The organism is Kitasatospora sp. NPDC007106 (genome assembly GCF_040634455.1).
Classification (GTDB): Bacteria; Actinomycetota; Actinomycetes; order Streptomycetales; family Streptomycetaceae; genus Kitasatospora; species Kitasatospora arboriphila.
Window position 1 is genome coordinate 13609 of sequence record NZ_JBEYFP010000011.1, and the last position, 14105, is coordinate 27713.

The 14105-nt window shown below is 73.2% G+C and carries 10 protein-coding genes; all 10 read left to right on the forward strand.

All coding sequences use genetic code 11. The features are described from left to right. Positions 1-242 precede the first annotated feature (242 nt). Positions 243-1622: a biotin/lipoyl-binding protein gene (locus ABZ641_RS02545; protein ID WP_359978633.1), complete on the forward strand. Its 1380-nt coding sequence runs from the start codon at positions 243-245 to the stop codon at positions 1620-1622. Continuing rightward, positions 1622-2398, forward strand: a complete 777-nt coding sequence (locus ABZ641_RS02550) for an ABC transporter ATP-binding protein (RefSeq protein WP_344624346.1) — start codon at positions 1622-1624, stop codon at positions 2396-2398. Before ABZ641_RS02545 ends, ABZ641_RS02550 begins: the two co-directional genes overlap by 1 nt. Beyond that, positions 2395-3597 carry an ABC transporter permease gene (locus ABZ641_RS02555; RefSeq protein WP_359978636.1) on the forward strand — a complete coding sequence of 401 codons (1203 nt, stop codon included), beginning with the start codon at positions 2395-2397 and terminating at the stop codon, positions 3595-3597. Before ABZ641_RS02550 ends, ABZ641_RS02555 begins: the two co-directional genes overlap by 4 nt. A 16-nt stretch (positions 3598-3613) precedes the next feature. After that, entirely contained in the window at positions 3614-4291 is a 678-nt protein-coding gene (locus ABZ641_RS02560) for a DUF5666 domain-containing protein (RefSeq protein ID WP_359978638.1), read from the forward strand. A gap of 108 nt (positions 4292-4399) precedes the next feature. Next, positions 4400-5080: a VC0807 family protein gene (locus ABZ641_RS02565; RefSeq protein ID WP_344624349.1), complete on the forward strand. Its 681-nt coding sequence runs from the start codon at positions 4400-4402 to the stop codon at positions 5078-5080. A 119-nt stretch (positions 5081-5199) separates the two neighbouring features. Further along, the gene (locus ABZ641_RS02570; protein WP_359978641.1) at positions 5200-5958 is read left to right on the forward strand and encodes a response regulator transcription factor; all 759 of its coding nucleotides are present in this window, start codon (positions 5200-5202) and stop codon (positions 5956-5958) included. 3 nt (positions 5959-5961) lie between these two features. Continuing rightward, the gene (locus tag ABZ641_RS02575) at positions 5962-7602 is read left to right on the forward strand and encodes a HAMP domain-containing sensor histidine kinase (protein WP_359978643.1); all 1641 of its coding nucleotides are present in this window, start codon (positions 5962-5964) and stop codon (positions 7600-7602) included. A 263-nt stretch (positions 7603-7865) separates the two neighbouring features. Further along, on the forward strand, positions 7866-9407 hold the full coding sequence (locus ABZ641_RS02580; protein WP_359978646.1) for a cytochrome ubiquinol oxidase subunit I: 1542 nt from the start codon (positions 7866-7868) through the stop codon (positions 9405-9407). A 13-nt stretch (positions 9408-9420) separates the two neighbouring features. Continuing rightward, complete coding sequence (gene cydB, locus ABZ641_RS02585) at positions 9421-10428, forward strand: cytochrome d ubiquinol oxidase subunit II (RefSeq protein ID WP_344624352.1); 1008 nt, start codon at positions 9421-9423, stop codon at positions 10426-10428. Next, on the forward strand, positions 10428-13862 hold the full coding sequence (gene cydD, locus ABZ641_RS02590; RefSeq protein WP_359978649.1) for a thiol reductant ABC exporter subunit CydD: 3435 nt from the start codon (positions 10428-10430) through the stop codon (positions 13860-13862). Before cydB ends, cydD begins: the two co-directional genes overlap by 1 nt. Positions 13863-14105 lie beyond the last annotated feature (243 nt).

The following is a 14105-nucleotide window of genomic DNA, read 5'->3' on the forward strand; positions in this document are numbered from 1 at the left end:
GCCGGCGACGGCGGCGGGCCCGCCGCATGCCCCCGTCCGGGCCCTCCGGCACCCCGGCAAGTTCAGAAGCTCGGACGTAAAGACTGGGAACTTCCTGGGAGGCGGATCAACGCTTCATCCCCAAGGAGTAGAGAGAGCCACCCTGGCGCCGTGATGTGCGTGGATTGTCCGGATTGACGGTTCCAGGTGGTTCCCAGGAAGGCGCCAGCAACCGGAAAGAGCACGGGGCGAAGCTGTCCGCCATGAAGGTGCTCCCGCGACGGCGCCGTGCCGTCCTCGTCAACTCCGCGCTCGGTGTGGCCCTGCTCGGCGGGGCCGCGCTGGCGTACACCACCGTGGACTCCGGAACCAGCTCCGCCGCGAGCGGCACGCGGGTGCGGACCGCCACGGTCGCCAAGGGCACGGTCCTGGCCACCGTGTCCGGTTCCGGCACGCTCTCCTCGCCCTCCGACACCGGGCAGGACTTCGTCACCGGCGGCAAGCTCACCTCGGTCAAGGTCGCCGTCGGCGACACCGTGACCAAGGGCCAGGTGCTGGCCACCGTCGACACCACCGCCGCCCAGCAGGACGTCGACGCCGCCGAGTCCGCCCTGTCCACGGCCAAGGCCAACCTCACCAAGGCCAAGGCCGGCGAGACCGTCACCACCACGACCGGCGGCTCCGGCGGTTCGACCGCCGGCACCACCGGCGGCCGCGGCGGCACCAGCGCCCCGCAGACGCCGACCACCACGACCACCACCAAGGTCGACGCCGCCCAGGTCGCCCAGGCCCAGCAGCAGGTGGACTCCGCCGAGACGGCCCTCACCAACGCCGAGACGGCCCTCGCCGGCACCACCCTCAAGGCCACCGCGGACGGCACGGTCGCCTCGGTCGCCGGCAAGGTCGGCGACACCGTGAGCGGCACCGGTGGCTCCTCCGGCAGCGGCGCCTCGGGCACCGGCAGCAAGAGCAGCGGCACGGGCACGGGCACGGGCAGCAGCACGTCCTCCTCCACCACCCCCACCGGCTTCGTGGTGCTGACCAACCCGAGCGGCATGCAGGTGACCGCCAACTTCTCCGAGCTCGACTCGCTCAAGCTCAAGAAGGGCGAGTCCGCCACCGTCACCCTCAACGCGCAGTCCGACACCAAGCTGAACGCCACCGTGCTGTCCGTCAGCTCGCTGCCCAGCTCCTCCGGCGGCAACGGCAGCAGCGCCGTCCAGTACGGTGCGGTGCTGCAGATCACCAGCGACACCGGCAAGCTGCGCACCGGTCTGAGCGCGACCATCTCGGTCACCGTCGGCGAGGCCGACAACGCGCTCTCGGTGCCCACCGCCGCACTGGCCGGCACCGGCAGCTCCCGCACCGCCACCCTCGTCCACGAGGACGGCTCCACCGAGCGGGTGTCGGTCACCGTCGGCATCGAGGGCGACACCACCGTCCAGGTGGTCGAGGGACTCGCCGAGGGCGACAAGGTCGAACTGACCTCCACCACCGCCGCCACCGGCAACGGCTTCCCGAACGGTGCCTTCCCGGGCGCGGGCGGGGCGGCCGGCGGCCTCGGCGCCGCGGGCGGAGCCGGCGGCTTCGGCGGCGGTGCCCGCACCACCGGCGGCACCCGCACCGGCGGCGGCACCCGCTGATGGCCGCCACCAAGCCCCCGGTGATCCGGATCAGCCGGGTGACCAAGTCGTACGGCCAGGGCGACTCCGCCGTGCACGCGCTGCGCGGCCCGTCGGCACCGGGCACCGGCGAGCCGCTGGGCGTCAGCCTCGACATCGAGGAGGGCGACTACGTCGCGGTGATGGGCAGCTCCGGCTCCGGCAAGTCCACCCTGATGAACATCCTCGGCTGCCTGGACGTGCCCACCTCCGGCCGCTACCTGCTCGACGGCACCGACGTCGGCCACCTCGACGAGAGCCGGCTGTCGCTGGTCCGCAACCGCAAGATCGGCTTCATCTTCCAGTCGTTCAACCTGGTGCCCCGCACCACCGCCCTGGCGCAGGTCGAGCTGCCGCTCGCCTACGCCGGGGTGCGGGCCGCCGAACGGCGCCGCCGGGCCCTGGCCGCGCTGGAGCTGGTCGGCCTCGCCGACCGCGCCGGGCACAAGCCCAACGAGCTCTCCGGCGGCCAGCAGCAGCGCGTCGCGGTCGCCCGCGCCCTGGTCACCGCGCCCGCCATGCTGCTGGCCGACGAGCCGACCGGCAACCTCGACTCGCGTTCCACCGCCGAGGTGCTGGCGATCATCGACCGGCTGAACGCCTCCGGCCGCACCGTCGTGGTGATCACCCACGAGGACGAGGTCGCGCTGCACGCCAAGCGGGTGCTCAGGCTGGTCGACGGCGCGATCGTGGACGACGTCCGCCGCGCGCCGGTGGACGGGCCGCCGCCCGCCCTCGCCGCGGAGGTGCCCGCATGATCTTCTGGCAGATGATCCGCTTCGCGGTCGGCGGCCTGGTCGCCAACAAGGTCCGCTCGGCCCTCACCATGCTCGGCGTGCTCATCGGCGTCGCCTCGGTGATCCTGCTGCTCGCGGTCGGCAACGGCTCCTCGGAGGCGGTGAAGGCGTCCATCACCTCGCTGGGCACCAACGCGCTGACCGTCTCCTCCAACGCCGGCCGCGGGTCCGCCACGGCCGCCAAGGCGCTCACCGTGGCCGATGCCAAGGCGCTCGCCACCGACGCCGACAGCACGTCCATCAAGTCGGTGGCACCGGTCGTCACCACCACCGGCACCGCGCTGTACGGGAACATCTCGTACCAGCCGGGCTCGATCGTCGGCACCTACCCGGCGTACTTCGAGACGGCCAACCAGAAGGTCAAGGACGGCGACTACTTCTCCAACGACGACGTCCTCAACTCCCGCAAGGTGGCCGTGATCGGCGCCACCACCGCCAAGCAGCTCTTCGACACCGAGGAGCCGGTCGGCAAGCGGATCACCATCGGCGGCACCCCGTTCACCGTGGTCGGCGTGCTCACCCCGAAGGGCTCCACCGGCTTCAACGACCCGGACGACGTGGTGATCGCCCCGCTGCCCACCGTGCAGAACGCCTTCACCGGCTTCGGCTCGGTCAACCAGATCATGGTGCAGGCCGCCTCCGCCGAGGCCACCACCGAGGCGCAGAGCGACATCACCCGGATCCTGATGGGCACCCACGCCATCACCGACGTGACCAAGGTCGACTTCCGGATCAGCAGCCAGACCTCGCTGCTCACCGCCCGGGAGTCCACCACCAAGACCTTCACCGTGCTGCTCGGCGCGGTGGCGGCGATCTCGCTGCTGGTCGGCGGCATCGGCATCACCAACATCATGCTGGTGACCGTCACCGAGCGGACGAGGGAGATCGGCATCCGCAAGGCGCTCGGCGCCCCGCGCGGGGTCATCCTCGGCCAGTTCCTCACCGAGTCCACCCTGCTCTCGGTGACCGGCGCCGGCCTCGGCGTCGCCGCCGGCCTGATCGGCTCGCACTTCACGATCGTCGGCATCGAGCCGGTGGTCATCCCGGAGTCCGTCCTCGGCGCCTTCGGCATCGCCGTCGCCATCGGACTGTTCTTCGGCAGCTACCCCGCCAGCCGGGCCGCCTCGCTGCGCCCGATCGAAGCCCTCCGCCACGAGTGACCCAGGAGCATCCGACATGACCAGCGAGAACGAGCCCGGCCGCGCCCTCGGCCCGGTCGAGGCGACCGAGCTGCTGAACACCGCGCCCGACGCCCGCGACATCGCCGCGGAACTCGCCGCCCCGCCCCGCCCCCGCCTGCCCTGGCCCACCCTGGTGCTGGCCGGCGCGGTGATAGCCACCGCCGCCTTCGCCGGTGGCGCCTGGTACGCCAAGGGCGACGGCAACGGCGCCGGCCGACAGGCGGCGGCCGGCCGTCAGGGCGCCGGGCCGGGCGGCTTCGGCGGCTACGGCGGCGGTGCGGGCGGCTACGGCGGCCGGGCCGGGAACGGCGGCGGGAACGCGGCCGGCGGCAACGCGCCGGGTGGCCAGGGCGCCGGCTTCACCCGCGGCACCGTCGCCTCGGTGGACGGCACGACCGTCTACCTGACCGACGCCTCCGGCAACACCGTCAAGGTCACCACCGCCGACAGCACCAAGGTCACCCTCAACAAGGAGGGCAAGATCGGCGACCTGCAGCCCGGACAGACCGTCACCGTGCTGGGCCAGAAGGGCTCGGACGGTTCCTACACCGCCACCCAGCTCACCGAGGGGGCGGCGGGCGGCTTCGGCGGCTTCGGCGGACGCGGCGGCGGCACCGGCAACGGCGGTACGGGTACCGGGGCTTCGCAGGCCGGCGGCACCGGCAGCCGCTGACCCTCCGCCGTCCCCGGCCGGCTCCTTGACCATTTCTTTCATGGCGGACCTGACACGGCCTCACTAGGCTGTCCGGGCTCGACATGTACAGAGAAATCGGGGGAAACCGTGTCGGAGAACAAGCCTGCCCGCGGTGGCGGCGGCGCGACCGCGCTGGGCTGGGTGCTGACCATCGGCCTGAACGTGGTGGCGCCGCTGCTCACCTACAACAACCTGGTCGACCACGGCCACAGCGAGGTCACCGCCCTGCTGCTCTCCGGTCTGTGGCCGGTGGTCGACGTGATCGTCTACCTCGCCTGGCACCGGCGGGTCGACGAGTTCGCCGCGATCACCCTGGTGTTCCTGGCGATCACCGTGCTGGTCACCGTGGCCGGCCCGAACAGTGCCCGGCTCCTGCTGGTCAAGGACTCGCTGGTGACCGGGCTGTTCGGGGTGGTCTGCCTGGCCTCGCTGGCCGCGCCCCGGCCGCTGATGTTCTACTTCGGCCGGAAGTTCGGCACCGACGGCAGCGCCGAGGGCCTGGCCCGGTGGAACGGCCTGTGGCAGTTCGAGGGCTTCCGTCGGGTACAGCGCAACCTGACCCTCGGCTGGGGGCTCGGCTACGTCGCCGAGGCGCTCCTGCGGGTCGGACTCACCTACGTGCTGTCCACCGGCGCGATGGTCGCGGTGAACTCGGTGCTCTCCTACGGCGTCACCGGCCTCCTGGTGCTGTGGACGGTGCTCTACGCCAAGCGCGCCCGGGCCCGCGGCGCGGCGGCCGCGGCGGCTTCGGCGGTGACCGCCGGGTAGCCGGGCGGAGCGCTTACGATGGCGGGGGCGGCATCATCCAACTTTCATCAACCCCGCATAGCCTTCCCGGGCTATCGTCCGATGAGAAGATTTCGTGAGGACCGGGAGGCGTAGCGCACGTGTCAGGGACAGTACAGACCGCAGGCGGGGCGGCCGCTCCCGGTGAGGCGTTCCTACTGGTCGTCGACGACGAACCGAACATCCGCGAACTGCTCTCCGCCAGCCTGCGGTTCTCCGGCTTCCGGGTGGCCTCGGCGGCGACCGGCGAGGAGGCCCTCGCCGCCGTCGCCGCCGAACGGCCCGACCTCGTCGTCCTCGACGTGATGCTCCCCGACCTCGACGGCTTCACCGTCGTCGAGCGGCTGCGCGACCAGACCCGGTGGCCCGCCGCGGGCGAGCACGTGCCGGTGCTGCTGCTCACCGCCCGGGACGCCACCGGCGACAAGGTCCAGGGCCTGGCCCTCGGCGCGGACGACTACGTCACCAAGCCGTTCAGCCTGGAGGAGCTGATAGCCCGGATCCGGGCGATCCTCCGCCGGGCCGGCGGCCCCGCCGAGGACGGCCGGCTGATCGTGGCCGACCTCACCCTCGACCCGGTCGCGCACGAGGTGACCCGGGCGGGCCGCCCGGTCTCGCTCTCCCCCACCGAGTTCAAGCTGCTGCACTACCTGATGGCCAACGTCGGCCGGGTGGTGTCCAAGGCGCAGATCCTCGACCACGTGTGGGCCTACGACTTCGGCGGCGACCTTTCCATCGTCGAGTCCTACATCTCCTACCTGCGGCGCAAGCTCGACTCCGGCGCGTCCGTGCACGGGCCCAAGCTGATCCACACCGTCCGCGGCATCGGCTACGCGCTGCGCCGCCCGCCGCAGGCCTGACCGTTGCTCGCCCGACTCTCCCTGCGCGTCCGGCTGCTCGTGCTGGCCCTGCTGCTCGTCACCACCGGCCTGGTGGTCAGCGACACCCTGGTCATCGCCACCGTCGAGTCGCAGCTGGTCGAGCGCACCGACCAGCAGCTGCAGCGCTTCGGCGAACCGCTCTCCCGCCGGGTGCCCGGCCGGATGCCGTCCGGTGGCCAGGCGGGTGGCCAGGGCGCGGGTCAGGGCGGTCAGAACGGTCAGGGCGGCACCGGTCAGGGCGGTCAGAACGGCACCGGTCAGGGCGGCGGTCAGCGGGCCGGCGGTGCGGGTGCCGGCCAGGCCGACGGCAGCGGGGCGGGCGGCGGGGGCGGTGCAGGCCGGCGGATCAACCAGTTCCTGCCCAGCCAGTACGTCGTCCAGTACCTGGGCCGGGACGGCGCGGTGGAGATGGTGCTGCGCCAGCCGGTCACCGACTCCGACGGCGCCCCGTACCTCGGCGGGCTCACCGGCGGCACCCTGGAGGCCCGCAAGCGCACCGCCTTCGACGTTCCGGCCGAGCACGACGCGGGGGAGTGGCGCGTCCTGGTGCTGCCGGTCGACCCGGGCGCCTCGGTCGGCATGCCGGGCAGCAGCTCCGGCGCCGCCGTGACCGGGCAGGGCACCCAACTGCCCGCCTACGTGCTGGTGGCGGTCTCCCTGGACGACGTCCGCAGCACCGTCAACCGGCTGCGCACCGCCTTCCTGGCGATCGGCGGCGTGGTGCTGCTGCTGATCGCCGTGCTCGGCCTGTTCGCCGTCCGGGCCGGGCTGGGCCCGCTGCGCCGGATCGAGGAGGGCGCCGCCCGGATCGCCTCCGGCGAGCTGTCGCACCGGATGCCCGAGCTCGCGCCCGGCACCGAGGTCGGCCGGCTGTCCGCCGCCCTGAACGGCATGCTGGCGCAGATCGAGGCGGCGTTCGCGGCCCGGGCCGAGTCCGAGGCGCGGATGCGCCGCTTCGTCGCCGACGCCTCGCACGAGCTGCGCACCCCGCTGGCGGGCATCCGCGGCTTCGCCGAACTGCACCGGATGGGTGCGCTGCCGGACACCGACCGGGCGATGGACCGTATCGAGGCGGAGGCCGTCCGGATGGGCGGCCTGGTCGAGGACCTGCTGATGCTGGCCCGGCTCGACGAGGAGCGGCCGCTCGACCTCGCGCCGATGGACCTGCGCACCCTCGCCGCGGACGCCCTGCACGACCTGACGGCCCTGGACCCGGGCCGGCCCGTCTCGCTCACCGGCCCGGCGGGTGCGGGGGCGCCGCAGGCCGCACCGGTCATGGGCGACGAGGCGCGGCTGCGCCAGGTGGTCACCAACCTGGTCGGCAACGCGGTGAAGCACACCCCGCCGGGCACCGCGGTGCGGATCGGCGTCGGGTCGGTGGACGGCCGCTGCCTGCTGGAGGTCGCGGACCGGGGACCGGGCATGACGGACGACCAGGCCTCGCTGGTCTTCGAGCGGTTCTACCGGGTGGACGCCTCGCGCAGCCGCCGGGAGGGCGGGGGAGCGGGCCTCGGCCTGGCCATCGCCTCGGCCCTGGTGAGTGCGCACGGCGGCACCCTGAGCCTGGACACCGCGCCGGGCGACGGCGCCGCGTTCCGGGTGCTGCTGCCCCGCCAGCTCTGAGCGCGCCGGACGCCGGAGCCTCCTGTCAAGTGCCAGGTCGTCGAACCGACCCGCCTGGCCGCCGGTTGTGACCGCGCCGCGTTCCGTCGGATCATCCGATGGACGCACAACCACACCCCCGCCTCATCTGCCGATGTAGGAGTGGTGCATACTGCGCTTGTGAACGTGTTCACTTTCACAAGCGGACAAGCTTGGGATGCTTCGGCGTGGATGCGTGCTAGACACCCGTTTGTCCGGATGATGGCGGATTTGAGGAGAGCGCTGTGGACCTGGCAGTCGCGCACGAGACGGTCGCCAGATGGCAGTTCGGCATCACCACCGTCTACCACTTCCTGTTCGTCCCGCTGACGATCAGCCTGGCCGCGACCGTGGCCGGCCTGGAGACCGCCTGGGTCCGGACCGGCAAGGAGAAGTACTTCCACGCCACCAAGTTCTGGGGCAAGCTCTTCCTGATCAACATCGCGATGGGCGTGGTCACCGGCATCGTGCAGGAGTTCCAGTTCGGCATGAACTGGTCCGACTACTCGCGCTTCGTCGGCGACGTGTTCGGCGCCCCGCTCGCGATGGAGGCGCTGATCGCCTTCTTCTTCGAGTCCACCTTCATCGGCCTGTGGATCTTCGGCTGGGACCGCCTGCCGAAGAAGATCCACTGCGCCTGCATCTGGATGGTCGCGCTCGGGACGGTGCTGTCCGCGTACTTCATCCTGGCCGCCAACTCCTGGATGCAGCACCCGGTCGGCTACAGGGTCGACCCGGCCACCCACAAGGCGCAGCTCACCGACATCGCCCGGGTGCTCTTCCAGAACACCACCCTCGTCCAGGCCTTCCACACCCTCACCGCCGCCTTCCTCACCGGCGCCGCCTTCGTGGTCGGCATCGCCTCGTACCACCTGTGGCGGGCCAAGCGCGGCAAGGAGACCGACGGCCGGAAGACCGCCGCGATGCGAACCTCGCTCCGGGTGGGCCTGGCCATGGCCGTGGTGGCCGGCCTCGGCACCGCCGTCAGCGGCGACACCCTGGCCAAGGTCATGTTCGAGCAGCAGCCGATGAAGATGGCCGCCGCCGAGGCCCTCTGGGACACCCAGTCGCCCGCCCCGTTCTCGATCTTCGCGGTCGGCGACGTCTCGCGCGGCCACAACTCGGTCGAGCTGGAGATCCCCGGAATACTGTCCTTCCTCGCCCACAGCGACTTCTCCAGCTCCGTCCCCGGCATCAACGACACCGCCGCCGCGGAGGCCGCGAAGTACGGCGGGCAGCCCCAGGACTACATCCCGAACATCTTCGTCACCTACTGGGGCTTCCGCCTGATGATCGGCTTCGGCATGACGTCCTTCGTCGCCGCGCTGATCGGCCTGTGGACCACCCGCCGCAGGTTCTGGCTCGCCGAGGAGTACCGCACCGGCGAGGAGGAACCGCCCCGCCTGATGCTCACCAAGAACGCTGAGATGAACACCTTCTTCACCAGGTGGAGCTGGCGGATCGGCATCTTCACCATGGGCTTCCCGCTGATCGCCAACAGCTTCGGCTGGATCTTCACCGAGATGGGCCGCCAGCCCTGGGTCGTCTTCGGCCTGATGAAGACCGCCAACGCCTCCTCCCCCAGCGTCGGCGTCGGCCTGCAGACCGGCTCGCTGATCACCCTCACAGCGCTCTACGCGATCCTCGCCGTCGTCGAGGTCCGACTCCTCGTCAAGTACGCCAAGCCCGGCCCCGACACCTCGGAGCGGCCGCCCGCGAAGGACCCGGTGCTGCGCGGCCCGTCCGACGGCGACGACGCCGACAAGCCCCTCGCCTTCGCCTACTGAGGACGGAAACGGCATGCACCTCCACGACCTCTGGTTCATCCTCATCGCCGTCCTGTGGACGGGCTACTTCTTCCTCGAAGGGTTCGACTTCGGCGTCGGCATCCTCACCCGCACCCTTGCCCGGAACACCGCCGAGCGGCGCGTCCTGATCAACACCATCGGCCCGGTCTGGGACGGCAACGAGGTCTGGCTGCTGACCGCCGGCGGCGCCACCTTCGCGGCCTTCCCCGACTGGTACGCCACCCTGTTCAGCGGCTTCTACATCCCGCTGCTGGTCATCCTGGTCTGCCTGATCGTCCGCGGCGTCGCCTTCGAGTACCGGGCCAAGCGCACCGAGGAGAACTGGCAGCGCAACTGGGAGCTGGCCATCTTCTGGACCTCCCTGATCCCCGCCTTCCTCTGGGGCGTCGCCTTCGCCAACATCGTCCACGGCGTCGACATCGACGCGCAGAAGAACTACACCGGAACCTTCTGGGACCTGCTGAACCCGTACGCGATCCTCGGCGGGCTCACCACCCTGGTGCTCTTCACCTTCCACGGCGCCGTGTTCACCGCGCTCAAGACCGTCGGAGAGATCCGCGAGCGGGCCCGGGCCCAGGCCCTGCGGCTCGGGCTCGCCACCGCCGTCCTCGCCGCCGCCTTCCTGATCTGGACCCAGGTCGACTCCGGCGACGGCTGGAGCCTCGCCGCCCTCGTCGTCGCCGTGCTCGCCCTGCTCGGCGCCCTGGCGGCCAACCAGGTCGGCCGCGAGGGCTGGGCGTTCGCCCTCTCCGGCGCCACCGTGGCCGCCGCCACCGCGATGCTCTTCCTCTCGCTCTTCCCCGACGTGATGCCCTCCACCCTGAACCCCGCCTGGAGCCTCACCGTCGAGAACGCCGCCTCCTCGGCCTACACCCTCAAGGTGATGACCGTCGTCGCCCTGGTCTTCACCCCGATCGTGCTGCTCTACCAGGGCTGGACGTACTGGGTGTTCCGCCGGCGGATCGGCGTCCAGCACATCCCCGCGGCAGTGCACCACTGATGAAGCCCGTCGACCCCCGGCTGCTGCGGTACGCCGCCGCCACCCGCGCCTTCCTCGCCGGCTCCGTCCTGCTCGGCGGAGCCGGGGCCGTCCTGGTCGTCGTCCAGGCCGGCCTGATCGCCGAGATCGTCGTCCGCGCCTTCCAACAGCACCGGTACGACCTCACCGGACCGCTGCTCGCCCTGGCCGCCACCGCGGCCGGGCGGGCCGCCGTCGCCTGGCTCACCGAACTCACCGCCCACCGCTCGGTCGCCCGGGTCAAGTCCACCCTGCGCGGCCGGCTGCTCGACCACGCCACCGCACTCGGCCCCGACGCCCTCGACGGCCGCCGCACCGGCGAACTCGCCGCCCTCGCCACCCGCGGGATCGACGCCCTCGACGACTACTTCGCCCGCTACCTCCCGCAGCTGGCCCTCGCCGTCGTCGTCCCCGCCGTCGTCCTCGCCCGGATCCTCGGCGCCGACTGGGTCTCCGTCGCGATCATCGCCGTCACCCTGCCGCTCATCCCGCTCTTCATGGTGCTGATCGGCCTCGCCACCCAGGCCCGCACCGACCGCCAGTGGCAGCAGCTCGCCCGGCTCTCCCACCACTTCCTCGACGTGGTCGCCGGCCTGCCCACCCTCAAGGTCTTCGACCGGGCCAGGGCCCAGGCCCGCACCATCGCCCGGATCACCGACGAGCACCGCCGCGCCACCCTGCGCACCCTGCGGATCGCCTTCGTCTCCTCCTTCGCCCTGGAACTCCTCTCCACCCTCTCCGTCGCCCTGGTCGCCGTCTCCGTCGGCTTCCGGCTGGTCGACGGCACCCTCGACCTGGAGACCGGGCTGCTCGTCCTCGTCCTCGCCCCCGAGGTCCACCTGCCGATCCGCCAGGTCGGCGCGCTCTACCACGCCAGCGCCGAAGGACTCAGCGCCGCCGGACAGGTCTTCGACCTGCTGGAGACCCCGCTGCCCGCCGCCGGCACCCGCCCCGTCCCGCCGCTCGCCGACACCCCGGTCGAACTCGACGCGGTCACCGTGCTGCGCCCCGGCCGCAGCACCCCCGCCCTGGACGGCGCCACCCTCACCCTCGAACCCGGCACCACCACCGCCCTCACCGGGCCCAGCGGCGCCGGCAAGTCCACCCTGATCGCCGCGCTGCTCGGCTTCGTCCGGCCCGACGCCGGCACCGTCCGGGTCGGCGGCCACGACCTCGCCGACCTCGACCCCGAGGAGTGGCGCCGCCAGATCGCCTGGGTGCCCCAGCACCCCCACCTCTTCGCCGGGACCGTCGCCGAGAACGTCCGGCTCGCCCGCCCCGGGGCGACCGACGGCGAGGTCGCCGCCGCGCTCGCCGCCGCCCACGCCCTCGACTTCGCCGACCCCGACACCCTGCTCGGCGAAGGCGGCGCCGGCCTCTCCGCTGGCCAGCGGCAGCGCCTCGCGCTCGCCCGCGCCCTGCTCACCGACCGGCCGCTGCTGGTCCTCGACGAGCCCACCGCCCACCTCGACAACGCCACCGAGGCCGCCGTCGTCGACGCCGTCCGCGCCCTGCACGGCACCCGCACCGTCCTGCTGGTCGCCCACCGGCCCGCCCTGCTGGCCGCCGCCGACCGCGTCCACCACCTGCCCGGCCCCGCCGCCGACGCCCCGGCGGAACCGCTGCCCGCCGCGCCCGCTGCCGTCCGACCCGTGCAGGTCCGGCCCGCCACCGAGGACGGACCCGAGCCCCACCCGCCGACCCGGCCCCGGCTCGCCGGCGCCGTCCTGCTCGGCACCCTCGCCCTCGGCTGCGCGGTCGCCCTCCTCGGCACCTCCGGCTGGCTGATCTCCCGCGCCTCCGAGATGCCGCCGGTGCTCTACCTGATGGTCGCCGTCACCTCCGTCCGCGCCTTCGGCATCGGTCGGTCCGTCTTCCGCTACGCCGAACGGCTGGTCTCCCACGACGCCGTCCTCAAGGCGCTGGCCGGCGACCGGGTCGCCGTCTACCGCCGCCTCGAACGGCTCGCCCCCGCCGGGCTGCCCGCCTACCGCCGCGGCGACCTGCTCGCCCGGCTCGTCGCCGACGTCGACGCCGTCCAGGACCACCACCTGCGCTGGCGGCTGCCCGCCGCCGTCGCCGCGCTCGTCTCGGCCGGCTCCGCCGCCGCCCTCGGCCTGCTGCTGCCCGCCGCCGGAGCCGTCCTCGCCCTCGGCCTGCTGCTGGCCGGCGCCGCCGTCCCCGCCCTCGCCGCCCGGATCTCCGGCCGCGCCGAACGCCGCCAGGCCGCCGCCCGCGGCGCCCTCACCACCGCCGTCCTCGACACCCTCACCGGCACCGCCGAACTCACCGTCGCCGGCGCCCTCCCCCGCCGCCTCGCCGCCGCCCGCGACGCCGACGACCGGCTCACCGGCCTCGCCGCCCGCTCCGCCGCCGGCACCGCCCTCGGCGCCGGACTCACCACCCTCGTCACCGGACTCACCGTCGTCCTCGCCGCCGCCGTCGGCGTGCACGGCGTCAGCACCGGCGCCCTGCCCGGGGTCTGCCTCGCCGTCGTCGTCCTCACCCCGCTCGCCGCGTTCGAGGCCGTCGCCGGGATGCCCACCGCCGTCCGCTTCCGCGAGCGCAGCCGCACCGCCCGCGCCCGCCTCGACGAGGTCCTCACCGCCCCCGAACCCGTCACCGAACCCGCCGAACCCAGCCCGCTGCCCACCGCCCCCCTGCCGGTCGCCGTCCGCGGCCTCACCGCCCGCTGGCCCGGACAGCACACCGACGCCCTCCACGACATCGACCTCGACCTCACCCCCGGCCGCCGGGTCGCCGTCGTCGGCCCCTCCGGCTCCGGCAAGACCACCCTCGCCCACGTCCTGCTGCGCTTCCTCGACCAGACCGCCGGCAGCATCACCCTCGGGCCCGACGCCGCCGACACCCGCACCCTCACCGGCGAGGACGTCCGCCGGGTGATCGGCCTCTGCGCGCAGGACGCCCACGTCTTCGACAGCTCCCTGCGGGAGAACCTGCGGCTCGCCCGGCCGGACGCCGACGAGGACGCCCTCCGCGGGGCGCTCGCCGCCGCCCGCCTGCTGCCCTGGGTCGACACCCTCCCCGACGGACTCGACACCATGGTCGGCGAACACGGCGCCCGGCTCTCCGGCGGCCAGCGCCAGCGGCTCGCCCTCGCCCGCGCCCTGCTCGCCGACTTCCCCGTACTGATCCTCGACGAGCCCGCCGAACACCTCGACCTGCCCACCGCCGACGCCCTCACCGCGGACCTCCTCGCCGCCACCGCCGGCCGCACCACCCTCCTCATCACCCACCGCCTCGCCGGCCTCGACGACACCACCGTCGACGAGGTGATCGTCCTCGACCACGGCCGCATCGCCGAACGCGGCCGCTGGTCCGACCTCATCACCCGCCCCGGCTCCCACCTCGCCACCCTCGCCCACCACGAACTCACCCCCGCGGGACGGCGATAGCCACATCAGGGGCGCGGGGAACTGCGCAGGCCGGGGCCGGGCACACCTGCGGGTCGGGGGCAGCCAAGACAGGGGCGCGGGGAACTGCGCAGGCCGGGGCCGGGCACACCGACTGAACCGGGCCTGGCCTCGGTTCGCACGGTGGCCCGCATCCGACGTGCGCAGTTCCCCGCGCCCTAGGTGGTGCCCTCTGCAGGTACCTGCGCCCCTGGGGTGCCCTCCGGGGGTGTCCTCCGGGGTGTC

Excerpts from the sequence above, each read along its gene's own strand:
- ABZ641_RS02545 (WP_359978633.1), top strand. The coding sequence starts at position 243 with ATGAAGGTGCTCCCGCGACGGCGCCGTGCCGTCCTCGTCAACTCCGCG.
- cydD (WP_359978649.1), top strand. The coding sequence starts at position 10,428 with ATGAAGCCCGTCGACCCCCGGCTGCTGCGGTACGCCGCCGCCACCCGC.
- ABZ641_RS02560 (WP_359978638.1), top strand. The coding sequence starts at position 3,614 with ATGACCAGCGAGAACGAGCCCGGCCGCGCCCTCGGCCCGGTCGAGGCG.
- ABZ641_RS02555 (WP_359978636.1), top strand. The coding sequence starts at position 2,395 with ATGATCTTCTGGCAGATGATCCGCTTCGCGGTCGGCGGCCTGGTCGCC.
- cydB (WP_344624352.1), top strand. The coding sequence starts at position 9,421 with ATGCACCTCCACGACCTCTGGTTCATCCTCATCGCCGTCCTGTGGACG.
- ABZ641_RS02550 (WP_344624346.1), top strand. The coding sequence starts at position 1,622 with ATGGCCGCCACCAAGCCCCCGGTGATCCGGATCAGCCGGGTGACCAAG.